The organism is Intestinibacillus sp. Marseille-P6563, assembly GCF_900604335.1.
Classification (GTDB): domain Bacteria; phylum Bacillota; class Clostridia; order Oscillospirales; family Butyricicoccaceae; genus Butyricicoccus_B.
Genome location: NZ_UWOD01000002.1, coordinates 1,076,598 through 1,098,676, shown reverse-complemented (window position 1 = coordinate 1,098,676; position 22,079 = coordinate 1,076,598). Strand labels below are relative to the sequence as shown.

26 protein-coding genes and 6 pseudogenes are annotated in these 22,079 nt (G+C 47.2%); 27 read left to right on the top strand and 5 right to left on the bottom strand.

Annotated elements, in window-relative coordinates:
- Nucleotides 1–19: 19 nt before the first annotated feature.
- From EFB11_RS16920 to EFB11_RS13655, 4 genes and pseudogenes are all read left to right on the top strand, one after another.
- Nucleotides 20–196, top strand: coding sequence for a hypothetical protein (locus EFB11_RS16920; RefSeq protein WP_164706778.1), 177 nt, complete (start codon nt 20–22; stop codon nt 194–196).
- The gene (locus EFB11_RS13665; protein ID WP_122790702.1) at nt 177–575 is read left to right on the top strand and encodes a cysteine-rich VLP domain-containing protein; all 399 of its coding nucleotides are present in this window, start codon (nt 177–179) and stop codon (nt 573–575) included. Before EFB11_RS16920 ends, EFB11_RS13665 begins: the two co-directional genes overlap by 20 nt.
- Before the next feature lie 113 nt (nt 576–688).
- Nucleotides 689–1,423, top strand: coding sequence for a phage replisome organizer N-terminal domain-containing protein (locus EFB11_RS13660; protein WP_122790701.1), 735 nt, complete (start codon nt 689–691; stop codon nt 1,421–1,423).
- A pseudogene (locus EFB11_RS13655) lies at nt 1,420–2,172 on the top strand (ATP-binding protein); the annotation flags it as partial. The gene EFB11_RS13660 and the pseudogene EFB11_RS13655, both read left to right, overlap by 4 nt.
- Here the strand turns inward: EFB11_RS13655 and EFB11_RS13650 are convergent.
- A pseudogene (locus tag EFB11_RS13650) lies at nt 2,166–2,573 on the bottom strand (IS110 family transposase); the annotation flags it as partial. The pseudogenes EFB11_RS13655 and EFB11_RS13650 sit on opposite strands and share 7 nt — an antisense overlap.
- Before the next feature lie 251 nt (nt 2,574–2,824).
- Here EFB11_RS13650 and EFB11_RS13645 point away from each other — a divergent pair.
- Complete coding sequence (locus tag EFB11_RS13645) at nt 2,825–3,019, top strand: transposon-encoded TnpW family protein (RefSeq protein WP_079697851.1); 195 nt, start codon at nt 2,825–2,827, stop codon at nt 3,017–3,019.
- A gap of 62 nt (nt 3,020–3,081) precedes the next feature.
- Here EFB11_RS13645 and EFB11_RS13640 read toward each other — a convergent pair whose 3' ends face one another.
- A complete protein-coding gene (locus EFB11_RS13640) occupies nt 3,082–3,621 on the bottom strand; it encodes a DUF3795 domain-containing protein (RefSeq protein ID WP_002586607.1) in 540 nt (179 codons plus the stop codon).
- A gap of 213 nt (nt 3,622–3,834) precedes the next feature.
- Here EFB11_RS13640 and EFB11_RS13635 point away from each other — a divergent pair, with 213 nt between their 5' ends.
- From EFB11_RS13635 to EFB11_RS13595, 8 genes and pseudogenes are all read left to right on the top strand, one after another.
- Complete coding sequence (locus EFB11_RS13635; protein WP_122790700.1) at nt 3,835–5,451, top strand: recombinase family protein; 1,617 nt, start codon at nt 3,835–3,837, stop codon at nt 5,449–5,451.
- Nucleotides 5,452–5,666: 215 nt separating this feature from the next.
- A pseudogene (locus EFB11_RS13630) lies at nt 5,667–5,917 on the top strand (helix-turn-helix domain-containing protein); the annotation flags it as partial.
- 196 nt (nt 5,918–6,113) lie between these two features.
- Nucleotides 6,114–6,983 (top strand): nucleotidyltransferase domain-containing protein, encoded by an 870-nt coding sequence (locus EFB11_RS13625; protein WP_000228166.1) that lies wholly within the window; start codon nt 6,114–6,116, stop codon nt 6,981–6,983.
- The gene (locus tag EFB11_RS13620; RefSeq protein WP_000662263.1) at nt 6,964–7,698 is read left to right on the top strand and encodes a class I SAM-dependent methyltransferase; all 735 of its coding nucleotides are present in this window, start codon (nt 6,964–6,966) and stop codon (nt 7,696–7,698) included. Before EFB11_RS13625 ends, EFB11_RS13620 begins: the two co-directional genes overlap by 20 nt.
- A 32-nt stretch (nt 7,699–7,730) precedes the next feature.
- Nucleotides 7,731–8,639 carry an aminoglycoside 6-adenylyltransferase gene (gene ant(6), locus EFB11_RS13615; RefSeq protein WP_024400881.1) on the top strand — a complete coding sequence of 303 codons (909 nt, stop codon included), beginning with the start codon at nt 7,731–7,733 and terminating at the stop codon, nt 8,637–8,639.
- Nucleotides 8,636–9,178 (top strand): streptothricin N-acetyltransferase Sat4, encoded by a 543-nt coding sequence (gene sat4, locus EFB11_RS13610; protein ID WP_000627290.1) that lies wholly within the window; start codon nt 8,636–8,638, stop codon nt 9,176–9,178. Before ant(6) ends, sat4 begins: the two co-directional genes overlap by 4 nt.
- Nucleotides 9,179–9,270: 92 nt before the next feature.
- A complete protein-coding gene (gene aph(3')-IIIa / locus EFB11_RS13605) occupies nt 9,271–10,065 on the top strand; it encodes an aminoglycoside O-phosphotransferase APH(3')-IIIa (RefSeq protein ID WP_001096887.1) in 795 nt (264 codons plus the stop codon).
- A 275-nt stretch (nt 10,066–10,340) separates the two neighbouring features.
- Nucleotides 10,341–10,721, top strand: a complete 381-nt coding sequence (locus EFB11_RS13595; protein ID WP_434800617.1) for a helix-turn-helix transcriptional regulator — start codon at nt 10,341–10,343, stop codon at nt 10,719–10,721.
- Here the strand turns inward: EFB11_RS13595 and EFB11_RS13590 are convergent.
- Nucleotides 10,657–10,932: pseudogene (locus EFB11_RS13590) on the bottom strand (helix-turn-helix domain-containing protein); the annotation flags it as partial. The gene EFB11_RS13595 and the pseudogene EFB11_RS13590 overlap by 65 nt on opposite strands.
- A 533-nt stretch (nt 10,933–11,465) precedes the next feature.
- Between EFB11_RS13590 and EFB11_RS17055 the strand changes: the two are divergent.
- The 6 genes and pseudogenes from EFB11_RS17055 to mobQ form a co-directional block, all read left to right on the top strand.
- Entirely contained in the window at nt 11,466–11,657 is a 192-nt protein-coding gene (locus EFB11_RS17055) for a hypothetical protein (protein WP_171031583.1), read from the top strand.
- The gene (locus EFB11_RS13575) at nt 11,658–11,996 is read left to right on the top strand and encodes a DeoR family transcriptional regulator (RefSeq protein WP_033126276.1); all 339 of its coding nucleotides are present in this window, start codon (nt 11,658–11,660) and stop codon (nt 11,994–11,996) included.
- Nucleotides 11,993–12,292, top strand: a complete 300-nt coding sequence (locus EFB11_RS13570) for a DUF3847 domain-containing protein (RefSeq protein WP_033126277.1) — start codon at nt 11,993–11,995, stop codon at nt 12,290–12,292. Before EFB11_RS13575 ends, EFB11_RS13570 begins: the two co-directional genes overlap by 4 nt.
- A complete protein-coding gene (locus EFB11_RS13565) occupies nt 12,289–12,609 on the top strand; it encodes a transposon-transfer assisting family protein (protein ID WP_052084072.1) in 321 nt (106 codons plus the stop codon). Before EFB11_RS13570 ends, EFB11_RS13565 begins: the two co-directional genes overlap by 4 nt.
- Before the next feature lie 336 nt (nt 12,610–12,945).
- Entirely contained in the window at nt 12,946–13,167 is a 222-nt protein-coding gene (locus EFB11_RS13555; protein WP_033126279.1) for a hypothetical protein, read from the top strand.
- A 135-nt stretch (nt 13,168–13,302) separates the two neighbouring features.
- A pseudogene (mobQ, locus tag EFB11_RS13550) lies at nt 13,303–14,547 on the top strand (MobQ family relaxase); the annotation flags it as partial.
- 12 nt (nt 14,548–14,559) lie between these two features.
- Here the strand turns inward: mobQ and EFB11_RS13545 are convergent.
- Nucleotides 14,560–14,874 (bottom strand): annotated as a pseudogene (locus EFB11_RS13545) (plasmid mobilization protein); the annotation flags it as partial.
- A 201-nt stretch (nt 14,875–15,075) separates the two neighbouring features.
- Complete coding sequence (locus EFB11_RS13540; RefSeq protein WP_002584957.1) at nt 15,076–15,432, bottom strand: helix-turn-helix transcriptional regulator; 357 nt, start codon at nt 15,430–15,432, stop codon at nt 15,076–15,078.
- 398 nt (nt 15,433–15,830) lie between these two features.
- Between EFB11_RS13540 and EFB11_RS13535 the strand changes: the two genes are divergently transcribed.
- The 8 genes from EFB11_RS13535 to EFB11_RS13495 all read left to right on the top strand — a co-directional run bounded on the left by EFB11_RS13535 (nt 15,831) and on the right by EFB11_RS13495 (nt 21,940).
- A complete protein-coding gene (locus EFB11_RS13535; protein ID WP_003431289.1) occupies nt 15,831–16,016 on the top strand; it encodes a cysteine-rich KTR domain-containing protein in 186 nt (61 codons plus the stop codon).
- A 16-nt stretch (nt 16,017–16,032) separates the two neighbouring features.
- Nucleotides 16,033–17,016, top strand: coding sequence for a 23S rRNA (adenine(2503)-C(2))-methyltransferase RlmN (rlmN, locus tag EFB11_RS13530; RefSeq protein WP_002584956.1), 984 nt, complete (start codon nt 16,033–16,035; stop codon nt 17,014–17,016).
- A gap of 473 nt (nt 17,017–17,489) precedes the next feature.
- Nucleotides 17,490–17,927, top strand: a complete 438-nt coding sequence (locus EFB11_RS13525) for a sigma-70 family RNA polymerase sigma factor (protein WP_002604474.1) — start codon at nt 17,490–17,492, stop codon at nt 17,925–17,927.
- A complete protein-coding gene (locus EFB11_RS13520; RefSeq protein WP_002604473.1) occupies nt 17,911–18,153 on the top strand; it encodes a helix-turn-helix domain-containing protein in 243 nt (80 codons plus the stop codon). Before EFB11_RS13525 ends, EFB11_RS13520 begins: the two co-directional genes overlap by 17 nt.
- A 47-nt stretch (nt 18,154–18,200) precedes the next feature.
- The gene (locus EFB11_RS17245; RefSeq protein ID WP_205123935.1) at nt 18,201–18,887 is read left to right on the top strand and encodes a DUF6870 family protein; all 687 of its coding nucleotides are present in this window, start codon (nt 18,201–18,203) and stop codon (nt 18,885–18,887) included.
- A gap of 95 nt (nt 18,888–18,982) precedes the next feature.
- Nucleotides 18,983–20,665: a recombinase family protein gene (locus EFB11_RS13505; RefSeq protein ID WP_007860184.1), complete on the top strand. Its 1,683-nt coding sequence runs from the start codon at nt 18,983–18,985 to the stop codon at nt 20,663–20,665.
- A gap of 549 nt (nt 20,666–21,214) precedes the next feature.
- Nucleotides 21,215–21,520, top strand: a complete 306-nt coding sequence (locus EFB11_RS17240) for a hypothetical protein (protein WP_243115236.1) — start codon at nt 21,215–21,217, stop codon at nt 21,518–21,520.
- Between the two features lie 63 nt (nt 21,521–21,583).
- Complete coding sequence (locus tag EFB11_RS13495; RefSeq protein WP_122790699.1) at nt 21,584–21,940, top strand: DUF4186 domain-containing protein; 357 nt, start codon at nt 21,584–21,586, stop codon at nt 21,938–21,940.
- Nucleotides 21,941–22,079: the final 139 nt, after the last annotated feature.

The window sequence follows — 22,079 nt, the reverse complement described above, 5'->3', positions numbered from 1 at the left end:
CATGGAAGGAGATTGCCTTATGAAGCAGATTATTTTACCCGTCACTGTCCACCTGAATATCCGCCTGCCCCTTGCCCTCTTGCAGCCGGAACCGGCAGACGCGCCCACCGGCCCGGAGCCGGAGGCCCATGCCTGCCAGGGATGCGGTAACTGCGGCGGGTGCAGGAAGTGCCAGCATGAGGAAAAGCAAGCCTGAACCCATCCCCGTCATGGACTACCGCCAGTACCGCAGAGCGCGGCGGCTGGTACATGAGTGCTGCAACTATGACGGCGGCAACTGTATCGCGCTGGACGATGGGGAGGAATGTGTCTGCGTCCAGTCCATTTCCTACTCCCTGTTGTGCCGGTGGTTCCGGGCGGCGGTGCTGCCGCTGGACAGAGAACTGGAAACGGCCCTGTTCCACCGCCTGGACGCCAAGCGGTGCGCCGTCTGCGGGGCGCTGTTCACCCCCGGCTCCAACCGGGCCAAATACTGCCCGGAATGTGCCGGGCGCATGAAGCGTATCAAGGCCGCCCAGCGCAAGCGCAAACAGAGGGCTAAGTGTCACGCTTTAGGGGCCGAAAACCCCTTGTAAATCAAGGACTTTTTCGAGGGTGTCGGCGGGGGCCTGATAGATTTATCCTCTGACCCCCAAAACGGCCCTCTAAATGCGTACAGAAGCCCAAAACGAACCCCAAGGAGGAACCCATGTCAGACAATCGAAAATATTACTACCTGAAACTCAAAGAAAACTATTTTGACGATGACTCCATCGTGCTGCTGGAAAGTATGCAGGACGGTGTGCTGTACTCCAATATCCTGCTCAAGCTGTATCTGAAATCCCTGAAACACGGCGGGCGGCTCCAGCTTGACGAGAATATCCCCTACACGGCGCAGATGATTGCCACCATCACCCGCCAGCAGATCGGCACTGTGGAGAGGGCCTTGCAAATCTTCCTGAAGCTGGGCCTTGTGGAAGTGCTGGACAGCGGCACTTTTTACATGAGCAATATCGAGCTGCTGATCGGCCAGTCCTCCACCGAGGCCGAGCGAAAGCGGGCGGCGAGGCTCCAAAACAAGGCTCTTTCTGCGCCCCGGACAAACGGCGGACATTTGTCCGACATTCGTCCACCAGAGATAGAGATAGAGTTAGAGAAAGAGATAGAGATAAAGAGAGAGATAGAGAAGGGACACCCCGCCCGCACCTATGGCCGTTACCAGAATGTTTTCCTGACGGACGAGGAACTGGCAGACTTGCAGGCCAGCTTTCCCACGGTATGGGGCCAGTACATCGAAAAGCTGTCCGAGTACATGGCTTCTACCGGCAAGCGGTATCAGAGCCATGCCGCCACCATCCGGCGCTGGGCCAGCGAGGACGCCAGGAAAGCGGCCCCGTCCACCCGCAACCGGGATTACAGCGTAAAGGAGGATGAAACCGTATGATTGAGATTACCGCAGAAATCCGGGCGCTGATCGACAAGGCAGCCGCCGGTGTGGAACTGGCCGGGGACGAGTACATAGACCCGGCAGACGGCCTCATTCACTGTAAAAAGTGCGGCGGCCAGAGGCAGACCGTTGTGCCATGCTTTGGGAAACCCGGCTACTTCATGCCCCGCTGTATCTGCCAGTGCCAGCGGGAGGCCGAGGAACAGCGCAAGGCCGCCGAGGAACGGCAGCGCCGCATGGAGCGTATCAAGCGCCGGAAAGCCCAGGGCCTGCAAGACCGCTATCTGTACGACTACACCTTTGCCAACGACAACGGCCAAAATCCTCTGATGGACAAGGCCCGCGCCTATGTGGAGAACTGGAAGGAGGTTTACAAGAACAATACCGGCCTGCTGCTGTTCGGGGATGTGGGAACCGGCAAGTCCTTTTTCGCTGGTTGTATCGCCAACGCCCTGCTTGACCGGGATGTGCCGGTGCTAATGACGAACTTTCCCACCATCCTGAACCGCCTGACGGGGATGTTTTCCGAGGACAGGGCCGACTTTATCGCCAGCTTTGACGAGTACGACCTGCTTATCATTGACGATTTGGGTGTGGAGCGCAGTACCGAGTATGCGATGGAGCAGATGTTTTTCGTCATTGACAGCCGCTACCGCAGCCGCAGGCCCATGATTATCACCACCAACCTGAAGCTGGCCGAACTCAAGAACCCGCCTGACCTGGCCCATGCCCGTATCTATGACCGTAGTTCCTCATTGTGATATGCTGTATTCGTGTAGGGTTTGAGGCCCACATCGGATAACAGCATAGCAGCAATGGTTCGAGCATCTACATGGTCGGTCTTGGTCTTTCGCAGGCTGAGACTTTTCCGGTAGAGGTTCGTGCGTAAGGGATTCAAGACATAGGTGGCCAGACCGTTGTCAAGAAGAAATCCAAGCAGATTGTAGCTGTAATGTCCCGTAGCCTCAAGCCCTACCTTTATTTTGTCCTGGGATGCGGTGCAGACCTGGATTTTCTCCAGCAGTGTGTGAAATCCATCCATATTGTTGGAAATGGTAAACACATCTGCAAGCACTTCACCCCCCGAACTCTGAATAAAGCAGTCGTGCTTGTCCTTTGCCACATCAATACCAACAGAAACTACCATTTCTAAAACCTCCAACGGTAAATTTGTAATGCTGTTCCACAGAACACTTTGCTTTTGTAACCTTGTTCCACATAAACCGTCTGGCGGTATTTAACTGATTAACAAAACTGCAAAGGGCTGTGGTTGGAACCTTTCAGGAACCATCTTGTGGTAGGAGAATCGCACCAATCCACAGCATCCCTTACAGTGTAGCACAGCCCTTGGAGAGGGGCCTTAAAAACTACTACTCTATAATACAAGGAGTATTGCCTATGGCAGATAACAAGCAGCACGACACCCGCACAGCCCGCCGCCCCGACTGCGTGACGGAAATCCGCATGGGCAATTCCGTCCTTGTCGTGTCCGGCTATTTCAAGAAAGATACCACGACCACCGCCGCCGACAAAATGGCGCGGGTACTGGAAGCGGAAGCCGCTGCTACACAGGAGCCGACTTATCCGGCGTGAGCCGGAGCATGGGAAAAGCGGTCACACCGGGGAGCGTGGCCGCTGGAATATCAGTGACAATTTTATTTTTTTCGGAGTTTTAATGCAATGCCTTTATTGGCAGCTATATCCTGTAACTGCTTTGCAATAATAGAAGCCTGTTCTTTTTTACTCAAACCCTGAAACTCTTTATCAGATTTAACTGCTTGCAATATATTTTCAATCTCGCCAATCTCTAAGAGATTGACCGCAATACAGAATAGGTTTTTTCTGCGTCCGTCATTATAGCTTGCCAAGAGGAAATCTAATATTTTTCGCTTTTCTTCCTGTTCAGCATTATAAGCAGGAATCCCAATTTGCTGGGCTTTTCCCATGTCATTCATTTGATTTTGATGAGTTATAAAAGAATCAAAATCATCTATGTGAGCGTATTTGTCACAAGGGAAACTGCCGCATTGAAAGCAGTATTCGATTTTCTCATGTTCAATGCTACACCTTGCAATTTTACAGGATTGATTGTCAACGCCGCAGCCGGAACAATGCCCCGCTAAACTCATGGGACAGAGTTTGCAATTTAGACCACAAAGCGAAAGGTACTGATTATTACGGACAAATCCTTTCATTGCCACACCCCCTTGTATTGACTAATCTCATTTTACCATAAGGACAAGAGTTTTTCTACTACGGAGCCACAATAACCTGCTACACAAAAACCAGCAATTTGACAAATCATAAAGAAGCGGATTTTACACTTTTGCCGCTATACAGACCGCCGCCCCATGTGGTATGATAAACATACGGAATAGTGGGGCTGGCTGTCGGAAACGGAGGATTTTATGTTAAGACAAGCCACCCAAAACCTCATTACCGCCCTTTATCCGAGATTGTCCCATGAGGACGAATTGCAAGGCGAGAGTAATTCCATATCGAACCAGAAAAGGATTTTGGAAACCTACGCCAAGCAGAACGGCTTTACTAATCTGCGCTGGTACACCGACGACGGCTTCTCCGGCGCGAACTTTCAAAGACCCGGTTTTCAAGCCATGCTTGCAGACATTGAAGCCGGGAAAGTCGGAACCGTCATAGTCAAGGACATGAGCCGGTTAGGGCGAAACTACTTGCAGGTGGGATTTTACACGGAAATGCTGTTCCCTCAAAAGGGAGTGCGGTTTATCGCTGTCAACGACAATGTGGACAGTGCAAACGGCGGCATGGACAACGATTTTACCCCTCTGCGAAATCTGTTCAATGAATGGCTGGTGAGAGATACGAGCAAGAAAATCAAGGCAGTAAAACGAGCAAAAGGCATGAGCGGCAAGCCCGTTACCAGCAAGCCGGTCTATGGCTACCTCATGGACGAGGACGAGAACTATATCGTTGACGGGGAAACCGCGCCGGTTGTCCAGCAGATATACCAGCTTTGCCTTGCCGGGAATGGCCCGACCAAGATTGCCCGTATGCTCACGGAGCAGCAAATCCCCACGCCGGGGACGCTGGAATACCGCAGGACGGGCAGCACCCGCCGCTACCACCCCGGCTATGAGTGCAAATGGGCGACGAACACCGTCGTTCATATCCTCGAAAACCGGGAGTACACCGGCTGTCTGGTAAACTTCAAGACGGAGAAGCCCTCTTACAAAGTCAAGCACAGTGTAGAGAACCCCGTGGAGAAGCAGGCCATTTTCCCCGACCACCATGAGCCGATTATCGACACGGAAACATGGGAGCGCGTGCAGGAGTTACGCAAGCAGCGCAAACGCCCGAACCGCTATGATGAAGTGGGGCTGTTCTCCGGTATGCTGTTCTGCGCCGATTGCGGCCATGTGATGTACCAGCAGCGGTATCAGAACAAAACCCGCAAGCAGGACTGTTACATCTGCGGCAGCTACAAGAAACGCACCCGCGACTGTACGGCGCACTTTATCCGCACCGACCTGTTGACCGCCGGTGTCCTCTCCAATCTCCGGCAAGTGACGGAATACGCCGCCAAGCATGAGAGCCGCTTTGTGAAGCTGCTTATCCAGCAGAACGAGATCGGCGGCAAGAGAAAAACCGCCGCAGCCACCAAGCAGCTTGAACAGGCGCAGGAGCGCATTGCCGAAGTGAGCCGCATTATCAAGCGGCTGTATGAGGACAATGTGAACGGCAAAATCAGCGACGAGCGTTTCATGGAATTGTCGGCAGACTACGAGCAGGAGCAGCGGGAACTGAAAGACCGCGCCGCCGCTTTGCAGGCCGAACTGGACAAGTCGCAGGCCGCCACCGTCAACGCGGAAAAGTTTATGGGGATTGTCCGAAAGCACCTTGCCTTTGAGGAACTTACCCCCACCCTCTTGCGGGAAATGATTGAAAAAATCGTTGTGCATGAGTGCAGCTATGACGAGAACGGCACCCGCAGGCAGGACATTGAGATTTATTACAGCTTTGTCGGCAAGATTGATTTGCCGGAATAACCGCCCGACCTATCCGACACAATGGCCAAGTGCCGGATAGGAACGGCAAAATTTTTTACACTTCTATTACTTCTTTATCACACATTAGTAAAAAGCCAGGGCATGAAGCAGCTCATGGCTAAGTAGATGTAATCAAGAGAAGAAAGGAAAAGCACAATCCAGACGGAACCGGCGGTTGTATCAAGAAATGTTTGTGGAATAGCAAGAACTTTGATATAATAGGAGCAGGAACCCCGGAACCGGGAGAAAGGCAGGAGGATAAATGCACATAAGCTATAAACCCCTCTGGCATACGCTGGTTGAGCGCAATATGAGAAAAGAGGACTTGCGGATTGCCGCCGGTCTTACCACAAATATGATTGCTAATATGGGAAAAGGGAAAAATATCAGCATGGAAACGCTGGTTCGTATCTGCGAATCCTTGAATTGTGGCATTCTGGATGTGATTGAATTAGAAAATGATGAAATCGAAAAACCCCAAAAATAAAACAATGTGCTGAAATGGAGAAAAATAAAAGTGAAGAAAAAAATCAGAATCATTCTTATAATGTGCTTATTAGCTATCTTTTGTGAAATTAAAAAAATTATAAATATGTTGAGTAGAAGCAAAAGATTTGGCTTGGAATTTTTACAGCAGTGAATCGATAAAAGGAGCATGCTTGATGGTAGATAATATTATTAAATCAGTAGCAGAGAAATTATCCTCTCTGTCTTATATAGAAGGTATTGTTTTAGGTGGTTCACGTGCAAGGGGCACCCATACAGAGGATTCGGATATAGATATCGGCATCTATTACAATTCAGAATCATTTGACATAAATACTATTAATCAATTCGCTACAAAGCTGGATGATGAGCATAGAAATAACCTTGTTGTACCTCCCGGAGCATGGGGTGATTGGATTAATGGCGGCGGATGGTTAGTCATAAACGGGTATCATGTGGATTTAATTTTACGTGATATTAAACGTGTGGAACAAATAATGAAAGATACAGAGCACGGAATTGTTACTGCCAATTATCAGACTGGGCATCCCCATGGTTATATTAGTGCAATGTATCGAGGAGAATTAGCGATTAGCAAAATACTATATGCTAAGAATGAAAGCTTATGCGAATTAAAAAAACAGGCAGAAACTTATCCCAATGCTTTGCAGAAAAGTTTAGTTAACTTTTTTATGTTTGAAGCAGGGTTCTCTTTAATGTTTGTAAAAGCAAATTCGGGAACAGACGATAAATATTATATTGCGGGTCATGTTTTTCGTATAGTTTCATGTTTAAATCAAGTGTTATTTGCATGTAATAATGCTTATTGTATCAACGAAAAGAAAGCTATAAAACTGCTTGAAACTTTTGAACATAAACCTGAAAAATATACCGAGAAGGTAAATCATATTTTTGAAGTACTCGGTATCTCACTTTTTGAATGCTACGACATGACCGAGAAGCTTTATAATGAAGTGAATGAAATTGTATCGGAGATAAATAACTTTTTAAACGAGGAGAGTTCAGATGAAAGAAAACAAATATGATGATAATATATTTTTTCAAAAATACAGTCAAATGAGTCGCTCGCAGAAAGGACTGGCTGGTGCGGGAGAATGGGAGACTTTGAAAAAGATGCTACCTGATTTTAAGGGTAAGCGTGTGCTTGATTTAGGATGCGGCTATGGATGGCACTGTATATATGCGATGGAAAACGGTGCTTCCTCTGTAGTAGGTGTTGATATTTCTCATAAAATGCTCGAAGTAGCAAAAGGAAAAACCCATTTTCCACAGATTGAATATGAATGCTGTGCCATAGAAGATGTGGATTTCCCAGAGGAGAGCTTTGATGTAATACTAAGTTCGCTTGCGTTTCATTATGTAGCAGACTATGAGAATTTAATAAAAAAGATATATAGGATGCTGAAGGCTGGTGGCAATTTAGTTTTTACAGTTGAACATCCTGTTTTTACTGCTCATGGAACACAAGACTGGTATTATAACGAAAAAGGAGAAATACTGCATTTCCCGGTGGACAATTATTATTATGAGGGCAAACGGACAGCTATGTTTTTGGAAGAAAAGGTTACAAAATATCATAGAACACTGACCACATATCTAAATACACTGCTTTCAAATAGTTTTATAATAAATCAGATTGTGGAGCCACAGCCGCCAGAGAACATGATGGATATTCCGGGGATGGCGGATGAAATGCGACGCCCAATGATGCTGATTGTATCGGCAAAAAAGAAGATGTAATAATATAGAAAAAATAAACGAGGAGTATGTAAATGAGATCAGAAAAAGAAATGATGGATTTAGTACTTTCTTTAGCAGAACAGGATGAACGTATTCGAATTGTGACCCTTGAGGGGTCACGCGCAAATATTAATATACCTAAGGACGAATTCCAGGATTATGATGTCACATACTTCGTAACAGATGTGGAATCCTTTACTTTAAAGGATGAATGGCTTAAAAGCTTCGGGAATATTATAATGATGCAAAAACCGGAGGATATGGAACTATTCCCGGCTGAAGAGAAAGGCTACTCCTATATAATACTTTTTGATGATTATAATAAAATAGACCTTACCTTATTGCCCCTGGAAGAGTTGGGAAACTACCTGAATGACGATAAATTGATAAAGATTATTCTGGATAAGGATGGAAGGATTCAGCAAGCTGTAGTTCCGACCGACATGGATTATCATATAAGAAAACCCAGTGCCCGGGAATACGATGACTGCTGCAATGAATTCTGGAACACCACTACCTATGTGGTTAAGGGACTGTGCCGTAAGGAAATTTTATTTGCTATTGATCATTTTAATCAGATTGTTCGCCATGAGCTGCTGAGAATGATATCATGGAAGGTCGGCATCGAAACAGGCTTTAAATTAAGTGTAGGCAAGAACTATAAGTTTATTGAAAGGTATATATCCGAGGATTTGTGGGAGAAACTTTTGTCCACCTACCGGATGGATTCCTATGAAAACATATGGGAAGCATTATTTCTATGCCATCAATTGTTCAGGGCGGTATCCGGTGAGGTGGCGGAAAGGCTTCATTATGCCTATCCGGAGTATGATAGGAATATAACAAAATATACCAGGGACATGTATAAAAAATACACTGGTAAAACCGGCTGCCTGGATAGCACATATGCCGCTGATATAGAAGAGAGGCGGGAACAGTGATTACAGAAATGAAAGCAGGGCACCTGAAAGATATCGATAAACCCAGCGAACCATTTGAGGTGATAGGTAAGATTATACCGAGGTATGAAAACGAGAATTGGACCTTTACAGAATTACTCTATGAAGCGCCATATTTAAAAAGCTACCAAGACGAAGAGGATGAAGAGGATGAGGAGGCAGATTGCCTTGAATATATTGACAATACTGATAAGATAATATATCTTTACTACCAAGACGATAAATGCGTCGGAAAAGTTAAACTGCGAAAAAATTGGAACCGGTACGCTTATATAGAAGATATCGCCGTATGTAAGGATTTCAGGGGGCAAGGCATAGGCAGCGCGCTTATCAATATATCTATAGAATGGGCAAAGCATAAAAACTTGCATGGACTAATGCTTGAAACCCAGGACAATAACCTTATAGCTTGTAAATTCTATCATAATTGTGGTTTCAAAATCGGCTCCGTCGATACTATGTTATACGCCAACTTTGAAAACAACTTTGAAAAAGCTGTTTTCTGGTATTTAAGGTTTTAGAATGCAAGGAACAGTGAATTGGAGTTCGTCTTGTTATAATTAGCTTCTTGGGGTATCTTTAAATACTGTAGAAAAGAGGAAGGAAATAATAAATGGCTAAAATGAGAATATCACCGGAATTGAAAAAACTGATCGAAAAATACCGCTGCGTAAAAGATACGGAAGGAATGTCTCCTGCTAAGGTATATAAGCTGGTGGGAGAAAATGAAAACCTATATTTAAAAATGACGGACAGCCGGTATAAAGGGACCACCTATGATGTGGAACGGGAAAAGGACATGATGCTATGGCTGGAAGGAAAGCTGCCTGTTCCAAAGGTCCTGCACTTTGAACGGCATGATGGCTGGAGCAATCTGCTCATGAGTGAGGCCGATGGCGTCCTTTGCTCGGAAGAGTATGAAGATGAACAAAGCCCTGAAAAGATTATCGAGCTGTATGCGGAGTGCATCAGGCTCTTTCACTCCATCGACATATCGGATTGTCCCTATACGAATAGCTTAGACAGCCGCTTAGCCGAATTGGATTACTTACTGAATAACGATCTGGCCGATGTGGATTGCGAAAACTGGGAAGAAGACACTCCATTTAAAGATCCGCGCGAGCTGTATGATTTTTTAAAGACGGAAAAGCCCGAAGAGGAACTTGTCTTTTCCCACGGCGACCTGGGAGACAGCAACATCTTTGTGAAAGATGGCAAAGTAAGTGGCTTTATTGATCTTGGGAGAAGCGGCAGGGCGGACAAGTGGTATGACATTGCCTTCTGCGTCCGGTCGATCAGGGAGGATATCGGGGAAGAACAGTATGTCGAGCTATTTTTTGACTTACTGGGGATCAAGCCTGATTGGGAGAAAATAAAATATTATATTTTACTGGATGAATTGTTTTAGTACCTAGATTTAGATGTCTAAAAAGCTTTAACTACAAGCTTTTTAGACATCTAATCTTTTCTGAAGTACATCCGCAACTGTCCATACTCTGATGTTTTATATCTTTTCTAAAAGTTCGCTAGATAGAGTTCTATATTAGAGATGTAAAGAGTTTTGGTGAAGAGGTTTGTGAGTATGGCTTTTATAACCAGGGTGCAATGAGAAGCACTAACAGCAGCTAGCTTAAGAACGCATAGGATATACTTTTTATGGAAGTCACAGAGGAGGAATAAAATTTGAACAGGATTAACAGAGTAACCTCTATTCTTATTCAGCTGCAATCAAAAAAAATAATTCCTGCCAAAGAAATTGCACAGCGATTTAATATAAGCTTAAGGACAGTTTACAGAGATATCCGGACACTTGAAGAAGCCGGAATACCAATTGGATCTGAGGCCGGAAAAGGATATTTTCTTGTAGAGGGCTTCCTACTTCCGCCGGTAATGTTTACAGCGGCGGAAGTGGGTGCATTGATTACAGCAGGGAAATTTTTAAATTGCCATGGAGATGAATCATTTATAAAGGATTTTGATTCAGCTATGTATAAAATCACACGACTTCATCACTCAAATGTAATTCTTCTATCGGCGTGTTTTCATATTTCCGATTGTTGGTAAGGCCGAGCAGATAGTCAACGGACACCTGATAGAAGTCTGCCAGCTTCAACAGGCTGCCGTGATTGATTTCCTTGTATTCATCGTTGTCGTTTTCATAGCTGCCGAGGGCTGATTTTGAAATGCCGGTTTTCTGCGCCAATTCTTCCAGATTTAAGCCCTGTTCCACCCGTAAATCTTTCAGGCGTTCCTGTACGGAAATGCGGGTTTTCATAGATACATCGCTCCTTCCTGCGGCTGGCTGCCGCCGTCAATTTCATTATACCATACCCGTTCCGCAATCGTGGAAATTTTCGATTTTGGGGCGGTTTTCCTACTTTGTGGATATACGGGAGAAGGCTCAAAAATGTGCCATAATGGGCTTAGTTCATCGATGGATTATTCCAATCGAATGACCGGCCTGTATGGGATATGCTCCCCGGCGATGTAGCGCAACGACTTGCGGCAGGGAAATGGAGGAACCATGACCGCAACGAGCGTACCAAAGGGAGCGAAACGCCGTTGTGAGAGCCAGGGGCAGGAACGACATCAGGGAGAACCGGCGAAAATGAACACCGAATTGATACCGAAACACAACAATCCGATAGGGCATAGTCTACCCTATCCATAATACTACGGGGGATTTCCGGGCGGCTCTATGGCCGCTTTTTCCTTGAAAATCGCCCCGAAACACGACACTAAAATCTGCTATCCGTCTATTGCGGCTGTTACGGCTGAAATGGGCGGATTTTTGTTTAAGGAGGCACCATGCCGAGAATGCCGAAAAAGAGGAAGCTGGAACTGTCTTTCTTCCTCAATGAACGGGGGCGGGTAACGTACAACGACCTTTGCCGGAAATGCCAGCGCACTTGCAAGCAGAGTTTCCGGGCGGTCATTGTGGACTGCCCCTATTATCTTTCCAAACGCTCAAAACGAAAAGTAAAGGAGGACACCGATTGAATGGAAGTTGAATTTATGACCGCAGACACCGCCCTACCGCCCTGTATGCCGCTGCCGAGAGCCATGCTGCGGCTCCCGATCAGCAGCACCGCAAAGGTCATGTACGCCCGGATGTTGGATATTGTTTTCTTGTCAGGTATAGAGGACGCCAACGGGATTTTGTTTATCCATTTCCCTATCGTGGAACTGGCGGCGGCACTTGCCCGCAGCACCATGACCGTGAAGCGTTCCCTGAATGAATTGGAGGACGCCGGACTGATACTGCGAGTGCGTCAGGGCTTCGGGGAACCCAACAAAATATATGTACTCATTCCGAAGAAGGAGGCCAGCCGCCGATGAATGAAAAGCTGGAAAAACTCAATCAGGAGATAGAGAAAACGGAAAAGAAGCTGCGCTGGGCGCAACAGGAGGAAAAGCGTCTGACCCATCAGGCTAAGGCGCTGACCCGGAAGGAACGGACGCACCGGCTTTGCACCAGAGCCGCCATGCTGGAAAGCTACCTTCCCCACCCGGAAGCCATCACGGATGAACAGGTCAGTTTGTTCTTGAAGCTGCTGTTCCGGAAGGACAGCACCCGGCAGCTTATGGAAAAAGTGTTCGCCGGAAACGGCACAGAGAAGGAGGGCGCAGAATGAAGATGGATTTTTCAAAAGACGAGTTGGCTATGGTCTATCAGTACGCCGCCGGTACGAAGGAAGAAACTCTTGCGGGGCTGAAAGAAATCGTGCCGGTTATCCGTGACCGGCAGACAAGGGAGATTGTGGAGAATACCATCCGAAAGCTGGACGCCATCCCGGAGCCGGAGTGCCGCCGCTTTATCGCTGATACGAAGCAGCGGTTTATCCAGAAGCGGGACAATTCCATCCGGCGCAGGCTTGCCGAAGCCAAGGCACAGGCGAGGGCGGAAAAGCCACATCCCAAGAGAAAACAGCCAGACCGGGAACGGTCATAATTGCTTCCAGAGCCGCAGCCCGTGGACTGCCCCTCTGAAAGAGGGCGCAACTATACACCACCTGAAGGTAGTGTGTTGCGCCCTGCCGGGGGCTTCCTGCGGAAAGCGGATGATTGCCCGCAGCGTTCCGGCTCCTGTCAATCATCACAGAGGAAGCTACACTTCCCCTGCGCTGGCTGACGCCAGCTACCCCTTTGTGTACTTGCCGCCCGGGAACACCTTGCACTGCAAGCTGTTCCCGTCCAGCAAGTTTTACAATAGGCCGCTATACTTTTCTGAAACGATGAGGTATAATGAAGTCAACGACAAATTGGAATTTGGAGGGGATATAGCAATATGAAAAACAATAGATACTTAACTGTTGGCTTATTAACAGGATTTATTGTTGGTGGTTGCATAGGTGTGTTGGCATGGGCGTTTTTGCAAAATCTTTTTGCCATTCCTATTTGTGCAAGTATCGGAATGTTGATTGGAATTGTTATAGGCACGGTGATTGATTATGAAAAAACATCAAAAGAAATAGATAAAATAGATGATTCCTTAAAGGGAAAATCCTAATTTATCGGGCCACCCTGATCCGAACTTTCAAAACTGAATACCAGCCACCCACCGGCGGCACCACCGAGCAGGAAATCTTGAAACAGGTTCCCTGCTCTTTTTATGCCCGGACACCGGGAGAAAGGAGGACGTGACTTGCCATGCCCGCACTTTGATGTGAAAATCATCCAGCGCAGCAAGCGCCAGTCAGCCGTTGCGTCTGCCGCCTACCAGAGCGGGGAACGGCTGTTTTCCGAATACGACCAGAAACAGAAATACTATTCCCATAAAAGCGAAATCGTCCACACCGAAATCATGCTGCCGCCCCATGCCCCGCCGGAATACGCAGACCGGAATACCTTGTGGAACGCCGCCGAAGCCATCGAGAAGCAATGGAACTCCCAGCTTGCCCGGAGGTTTGTGCTTGCCATTCCGAGGGAACTTCCCCGGTCACAGTACGCCGACCTTATCCGGGACTACTGCCGGGAGTTTTTTGTTTCCAAGGGCATGATTGCCGACTTTGCCATCCATGACAAGGGGGACGGAAATCCCCACGCCCACATCCTGCTTACCATGCGGGCAATGGACGAACAAGGCAAGTGGCTCCCAAAGAGCCGGAAGGTTTATGACCTTGACGAGAACGGCGAGCGTATCCGGCTTGCGTCCGGCAGATGGAAAAGCCACAAGGAGGACACCGTGGACTGGAACGACCAGAAGTACGCCGAGATATGGCGGCAGGGCTGGGCTGACACGGCGAACCGCTATCTGGAAGCCATCGGCAGCCCGGAGCGCCTTGACCTTCGTTCCTATGCCCGACAGGGGATTGATAAAATCCCCACCGTCCACATGGGGCCAGCGGTCAGCCAGTTGGAGAAGAAAGGCATACAGACCAACATCGGCAACCTGAACCGGGACATCAAAGCCGCCAATTCCCTCATGCAGTCTATCCGGCAGATGGTACGCAGCTTAAAGGGCTGGCTGTCCGGCCTGAAAGAGAAAAAGGCAGCGCTGCTGGAAGTGCTGGAACAGGCAAAGGAGCCGACCATCCCCGAACTGCTTTCCCGGTATCTGGATATGCGGAGCGAGGAACGCACCGGCTGGACTTCCAAGGGGAAGCTGAAAGGCACTGTTGGCGATTTCAACAAGGTCATGGAAGCCCTTGACTTCCTGCGGCAGAAAGAGATCTCCACCGTGGAGAGCCTTGACGCCTATCTGGATAAGGTCAGCGGGGAGATACTTTCTGCCAAAACCGACATCCGAAAATCGGAACGCCGGATAAAGGCCATCGACACCACCCTTTCCCATATCGCCAACCACGGAGCCTACAAAGAGGTTTACAAGAAATACGCTTCCATCGGCTGGAAAACCCGAAAGGAGAAGTTTGCCGCCGAACACCGGGAGGAACTGGACGCCTAGGGTGCGTCTTTGTAACCGCCATATCTCGTCCACCGCCTTTTTTATATCCTCAATGTCCTGCTGGTAAACCGCCCCCGTCGCGTTGGCGCGTTTGGCAATTTGGTTGATGTTCCGGCTCACCGCTTGCAGTTCCCGGATATATGCTTTCGTGTCGCTTCGGTCAATGACAAGGATATACCCGTCAATCGCCATTTTGCGCAGATATGCCCCGTACTGCTTTATGGGAAGCTGCTTCATCTTCTCGTCGATCAGCCGCTTTTCTTCTTCCGTAACGTAAAACTTCATTTGGATATTTCTCTTTCGGTTTTCCATTTCCGCGCCGCCTTTCGGTATAAGGGTTTGGGATTATCCCAAAAAGCATTTTTCGCAAACGGGTACTCGTTTGCTGTGCTTGCTATCTACTCCATACCCCCACCGAAAGGCGGTATTTGTTGCGCGTTCCTTTGATTTTGGACGCAAAAAAAGATTGCAGCCGCCATGCGCTGCAATCTCCCGATTTCTCATATTGTGAGGTTAATCCTCTGCTTTTTCGACTTCCGTTATCTCCCTTGCTGTTGCGGTTACAATCCGTATGCCTTTATCGCTCATACCGTCCAGCAGCGCGTCAAGCTGCCGCCGCCCGGTGGATTTCTCCGCATTGCTGTTCGGGAAGAAAAATTGATCTACCGAAATATGATACCGGGTTACAAGGTCATAGAATACCTGTAAACTCGGCTGTTGTCCCTTGTTCTCGATATTCGCAAGGTAGCGCGGGGAAATATATAACTCGTCGCTTACCTTTTTGCGGCTCTCGCCGTATTCATTTCTCGCGGCTTTTATAGCTGCCCCGAAAGCCTTAAAGTCGTACAATGGTACGGGTCTTTTTGCCATTTTCATTCACCCTGTTACATTTTACAGTTCACCTTTCTTTTTGGATATGTCCACACAATTCATATCATTAGGTTAAATACTTCCTGTTGTGTATTGACAGTAGACTGATTTTCTGATAAAATAAAATTTATGTAAAAGGAGGCGGCGTTTATGTTGCATAGCATGCGTATTAGATAAGCATTGAAAAAAAGGATTTTCCCATTTTCAACATGGGCTTTTTTGTCATGCTTATTTTGCGGATGCTATACAAAAAACTAACGACGTATAGATATAGTATAGACATAGTGCAAGCTATGCCTTAGTTTTGTTGTACTGCTCTGTGCATTATAAATGCAGGTCAATGCTCATGTTGAGGATTGACCTGCATTTTTTTGTGTAAAAAGGACGAGTGAAATATAATGCTTAAAAAATATTGGATAAAATGTCCGATTTGTAACGGAAAGACGAGAGTTCAAGTATTTCATAATACTGTATTAAAAGATTTTCCTCTTTTCTGCCCTAAATGCAAATTGACGCATATCATTGATGTAGAAAAATTAGAGATTGTAATCAAAAATACAGAAAAACAAACTTTTATTATTTAGAAGAAAGGATATAAAAATGAAACGTTTACCTAAATATACGCCTGCGGAAGTACGGAATGATCCATACGGATTTACTTACAAAGAAATGTCGGAAGTTATTGGCGAGAATGAAGCAAAAGCCTTATATGAAGAATTATATAAGCAATTACCACGCAAAAAAAATCTATCAATGTTGGTAAAAAATATTTGCAAAAGCAGTGATACTGAAAAGTATGTTTACGAACTGAAAGACAACAAATACATTGAAACGGTTTTTATCAAGCGGCGAGATGGTGGAACTGTTTGCGTGAGCACACAAGTCGGTTGTCCTGTTGGTTGTATTTTTTGTGAGTCCGGGCGAAATGGCTTTGTTCGTAATCTAACATCGTCAGAAATCGTACAACAGATTATATTGTTGCGTCGAAAAGTAAACCGTATCGTTTTTATGGGTATGGGAGAGCCTTTATTCAATTATGACAACTTGATAAAAGCAATCCATATTCTCCGAGATAGATATGGGCTCAACTTTCCAACCGACGGCATTACCATATCAACAGTTGGTCCGGTCGATCAATTAAAAAAATTGCGCGAGGAACATCTTAAAATTCAGTTGACAATATCTTTACACGCAGCAACACAATCTGCAAGAAATCGTATTATTCCTCACATGCGCATATATGCTATTGAAGATGTTGTTAAGCAAGCCTTATCCTATTCTGAAAGGCATAATCGCAAAATTGTCTTTGCGTATTTGCTTTTACCGGGTATAAATGACCGGCCCTCAGATGTAAGACAACTTGCAAAATGGTTTCGGGGCAAAAAAGTTATGATTAACGTGTTACAATACAACCCAACAAGCAATTCAAGAATTAAAGCACCACAGAAACGGGAAATAGTTGCATTCAAACATCAATTAGAGCAAGCAGGACTTGAAGTTACTATGAGAGTTTCTCATGGCAGAGAGATTAACGCGGCTTGTGGACAGTTAGCTAACACATATAATAAATTCAAAAAAAAATGATTAAAAGTGCCAGACGCATAGACGCAGAGCCGATAACGCATTAGGTCAAAAAACCTATGTGTTATCGGCTTTTTTATTTAATATTGCGCAAAAGCCGCTGTTCCCTATTATAGAATGGATTGCGGGTAGTGTATTAAAGTCGCCCTTTTTTAAGGATACGGCGGTATCGGGGAGGTATCGCCGTGTCCATTTTTATTTACTGTAACCCGCCTAATGCTTTGCGGTCAAAAAAAGCTATGCTCCGCAAGCGGGATATTCCGGCTATGAATGTGAACTGTCAATACATTTAGCTACTGCTTACATTTCCTTTGCGCCCGTCCGCGTCTTGCGGACGGGCGCATTTTGCTTTTTTCAACTTTTTTCTGAAAAGCGCACTCAAGAGCCATCTCCCGAACGGGTACGGAGCGAAAGGGGCAGAGAGGACAAGCCCTTAACTCCCGTCCTCTACTCCACGCGGGAAGGAGGTGAACTCTATGGAGCTATCTTCTTCCGACAAGGAAAGAATACAACATCAGTACGACGCATTAGCAAAGAAAACTTTGGTCGGCGAAGCGAAAAGCCACCGCCGCACTCTTGCGAAACGCGCAGCACGCGAAGTTACTTTTTCGGATTTGAGCGAAAGCGAACTCGCGCAGCTTTTCACAACGGACGAATACGAAAGCGATTATTTCCGTTTTCAAGTGTCCGGCTTTGATGTACTCGTCAAAAATGAACTGCTTGCCGAAGCCCTTAACGCTTTGCCCGAAAGGAAACGCGACATTATCCTTTTGTCCTACTTCTTGGATATGAGCGACGCGGAAATTGGCGAACTGCTGAATGTTGTACGCACGACGGTTTTCCGGCACAGGAAATCCGCGCTTGCGAAAATCAAACAGTATTTGGAGGGAAAAGCAGATGATGAATACCGTTAGGAAATCTGAAAATCTGTTGCCGTTCCCTGTCATTTCCGCAGCGGCAAACGGCGACACAACCGCCATGTGCGCGATCTTGAAGCATTACGAGGGTTACATAGCGAAACTTTGTACCCGCACGCTGAAAGACGACGCGGGCAATACCTATTCCTATGTGGACGAGGAAATGCGTAACAGGCTGCAAGTGCGCCTTATTACCCGCACCCTTGCTTTTCATGTAGGATAATCTTTTAGCCCATGCGGGGAGCGTGTCCCCTTTCCACGATTCCCGTTATGGGCTATTTGTCGTTCCGCAAAAGCATATCCGCTGTTGATGTGCTTTTGCAGGCCGACAAAGCCTATTGTAACTTGACAAAGAAAGCGACCTTTGGTGCGCAGCATAACAGGCAACGGGTACATTCCGTCTGTATCGAGCCAGTCGGCGGGTACGCCATGACAGCTTTTCCCCTACGGGGAAAAGTCGAGCGACAACTACCGCGCCGTAAAACAGGTTTAGCAGCTTGTGGGCGACGACATACAAGGCGGCACAATGATACTCCCGCGTTGAACACCCTCAAAGTATTGCGCGGCGCACCCATAAGCATGGGCCGGGGTGAAACTCCCGTGAGGTTGCAGCTAACAACCGCCCGTTTCAGCCTTATTTCTCATATCGTACAAGCCGGAGCGCATATTCTGTACTATGCCGCTAACCGGGAGGGAAAGAAGATGATTACCAAGTTACAACTTCAACAAATGAGAAATGTTGATATTACACAGGTTGACCGCAGCACTTTGGTTGATATTCGTAATATCCATATTGACAGTTCTTTGCCAGCAGCAAAGAAAATGCAAAGCTACTTTGAGCAGATTGTAAATCCATACTGTTTTCTTTGTGGTGATACACCCGTAAGAATACGGTTTGTCGCAGAGGATAGAACGCTAAAGCAATCATTGTGTGATTACTTTTTAAGTCTGAAATAACCGCCGACTTTCCCTAACTCTACGGGTAAAGACCTTGTGATTACGGGGCGAAAATGGTATAATTAACTCGTAATTATAGGGGGAAAGGAGGTATAATGCCCCGCATACGCAAAGACAAAATGGCACGCAGTTATGCAGAGCCGTTTTGGAAAATTGGGCTATACATTCGACTATCCAGAGAGGACGACAACGAGGACGAAAGCGAGAGTGTTATCAACCAAGAAAAGATACTCCGCGACTTTGTAGACAGCTATTTTGAGCCGGGAACCTATGTGATTGTAGACGTGTTTGCCGACGACGGATTGACAGGCACCGACACAGCGCGACCAAACTTCAAACGGCTTGAGGGCTGCATTGTCCGCAAAGAAGTAAACTGCATGATTATCAAATCCCTTGCACGCGGTTTCCGCAACCTTGCCGATCAACAAAAGTTTTTGGAGGAGTTCATACCCATTCACGGCGCAAGGTTTATTTGCACAGGCACGCCATTTATTGACACTTACGCTAACCCCCATTCTGCAAGCGGTCTTGAAGTACCTATTAGGGGAATGTTCAATGAGCAGTTTGCCGCGACCACTTCCGAAGAAATCCGCAAAACATTCAAGATGAAACGGGAGCGCGGCGAGTTCATAGGCGCGTTTGCCCCTTATGGCTACAAGAAAGACCCAAACGACAAAAACAGCTTGATTGTAGATGAAGAAGCAGCGGAAGTTGTCAAAAGCATTTACCATTGGTTTGTCAATGAGGGGTACAGTAAAATGGGGATTGCAAAGCGGCTTAACCAAATGGGAGAGCCGAACCCCGAAGCCTATAAGAAGAAAAAAGGCTTTAAGTATAACAACCCTAATTCCGACAAAAACGATGGTTTGTGGTCTGCCAGCACGATTGCAAGGATATTGCAAAATGAAGTTTATACGGGCGTAATGGTGCAAGGCCGTAACCGCGTAATAAGCTACAAAGTACACAAGCAGATCAACGTCCCCGAAGAAGAATGGTTTGTCGTCCCCAACACACACGAAGCGATTATTGACAGGGAAACATTCGAGAAAGCGCAAGCCCTACATAAGCGCGACACAAGGACAGCCCCCGGCAAACAGGAAGTCTATCTCATGTCCGGCTTTGTCCGTTGCGCGGATTGCAAAAAGGCCATGCGGCGCAAAACCGCCCGTGATATTGCCTACTACTCTTGCCGTAGCTACACCGATAAGAAGATTTGCAGCAAACATTCTATCCGGCAAGACAAGTTGGAAAACGCGGTATTGGCAGCGTTGCAAATGCAAATTGCCCTTGTAGATCGGCTTGCAGAAGAAATTGAACGGATTAACAACGCGCCTGTTATCAACCGGGAAAGCAAGAGATTATCCCATTCCTTGAAACAGGCAGAAAAGCAGCTAAAACAGTACAATGACGCTTCCGACAGCTTGTACCTTGATTGGAAAAGCGGTGAGATTACCAAAGAGGAATATCGCCGCTTGAAAGGCAAGATTGCAGAACAGATACAACAGCTTGAAGCGAACATCTCCTATCTGAAAGAGGAAATGCAGGTAATGGCTGATGGTATCGGAACCGACGACCCGTATCTAACCGCCTTTCTGAAATACAAAAACATTCAGAGCCTTAACCGCGGGATTATGGTTGAACTCGTAAAAGCGGTTTGGGTGCATGAGAACGGGGAAATAACGGTTGACTTCAATTTTGCCGACGAGTACCAGCGAATTATTGATTACATTGAGAATAACCACAACGTTATCCGAGTGATTGAGAACAAGGCAATCTAACGGCTTGCCTACTCAACACAAAGGAAAATCTAATGTTGTGCATAAATACACGGCTCTACGGGACCCACCGGCCCGACGGGTGTTACAGGTGCAACCGGCCCCACCGGCCCAACAGGTGCCACAGGTGCAACGGGTCCGACCGGCCCGACAGGTGCCGCAGGTGCAACGGGCCCCACCGGCCCAACAGGTGTCGCAGGGGCAACCGGCCCCACCGGCCCCACCGGTGCAACGGGTCCGACTGGCCCAACCGGTCCCACCGGCCCACGAGGGGCAACAGGGCAGGATGGAACAGCAAGTACGGTTGCAGTTGGTACCGTCAAGACAGGTGATCCGGGCTCGGAGGCTTCAGTAACCAATAGTGGTACCAATCAAAATGCCATTTTGGACTTTGTCATTCCGCAGGGGCAACCAGGCACTACGACCACACCGGATCTTTTGTCGACAAACGATGTGCCTCCACAGCCGAGCACACAAAATCAAGCACTGCTGTTCCAAAACAATAATGTAACATCTGGCACATCGATCACGCATCAAGCGGGGAGTGGTCAGGTGACGATTCAGCAGCCAGGGATTTATCAGCTCTTCTTCTCGGGTGTTGTTGGAGTGCCGTCCGGCACTTCGCTTCCGGTATCGATCGGTATTTCGTTGCAGCAGAATGGAAACAACATTCCAGGCGGTGCGATCAATGAAGTCTTTTCCAACAGTGGCGAATCGAACAGCATCTCGCTGAGTGTACCATTTACGGTGACAACGACCCCGACAACGATCCAAGTCGTACCGACACAAAGCAATTTCCTGTTTAGCGATTTGACCATGACCGTTCTTCGCTTGGGCGATACGACTACTTCGGAATAAGTATTCCGGGTAGCACTGGAACACCGGATGTGCTATGATGGATATAGAAAGGGGGAACAATCGATGCAAACCATTTCACAGGCGCTGGATAAATTGCAGACTTCGGCATTCCGTTCCCGCTTTCATTTGTCGGAGACCGAAAAAGAGTATGTTCGGCAAAAAGGGATGGAGACCATCCGCCGGCATGCAAAAGATTTTATTCGGCAACGTCTGGCTCCGGTGGGTCTGCAAAACGATGGCCGTCAGACCCCGATGCATGGACATCCGGTCTTTGTCGCGCAGCATGCCTGTGCCTGCTGCTGCCGTAAATGCCTGCAAAAATGGTACCGTGTGCCAGTCGATGTGCCGCTGAATGCCAAGATGCAGCAGCAGATTGTCGATTTGTTGCTGACATGGATTGAGCGGGAAATGCAGGGTTAAGACCTGCCGGTATCGTGCAAACGAACAGGTAACGATTGCGACGATTTTGTGCAAAATTGCCTTTGCGCTGACTGCCGGAAAATCGATATAATAAAGATACCTGCTGTGGCAGCGGAAAATAAAAGAAAAGTCGAGTAGC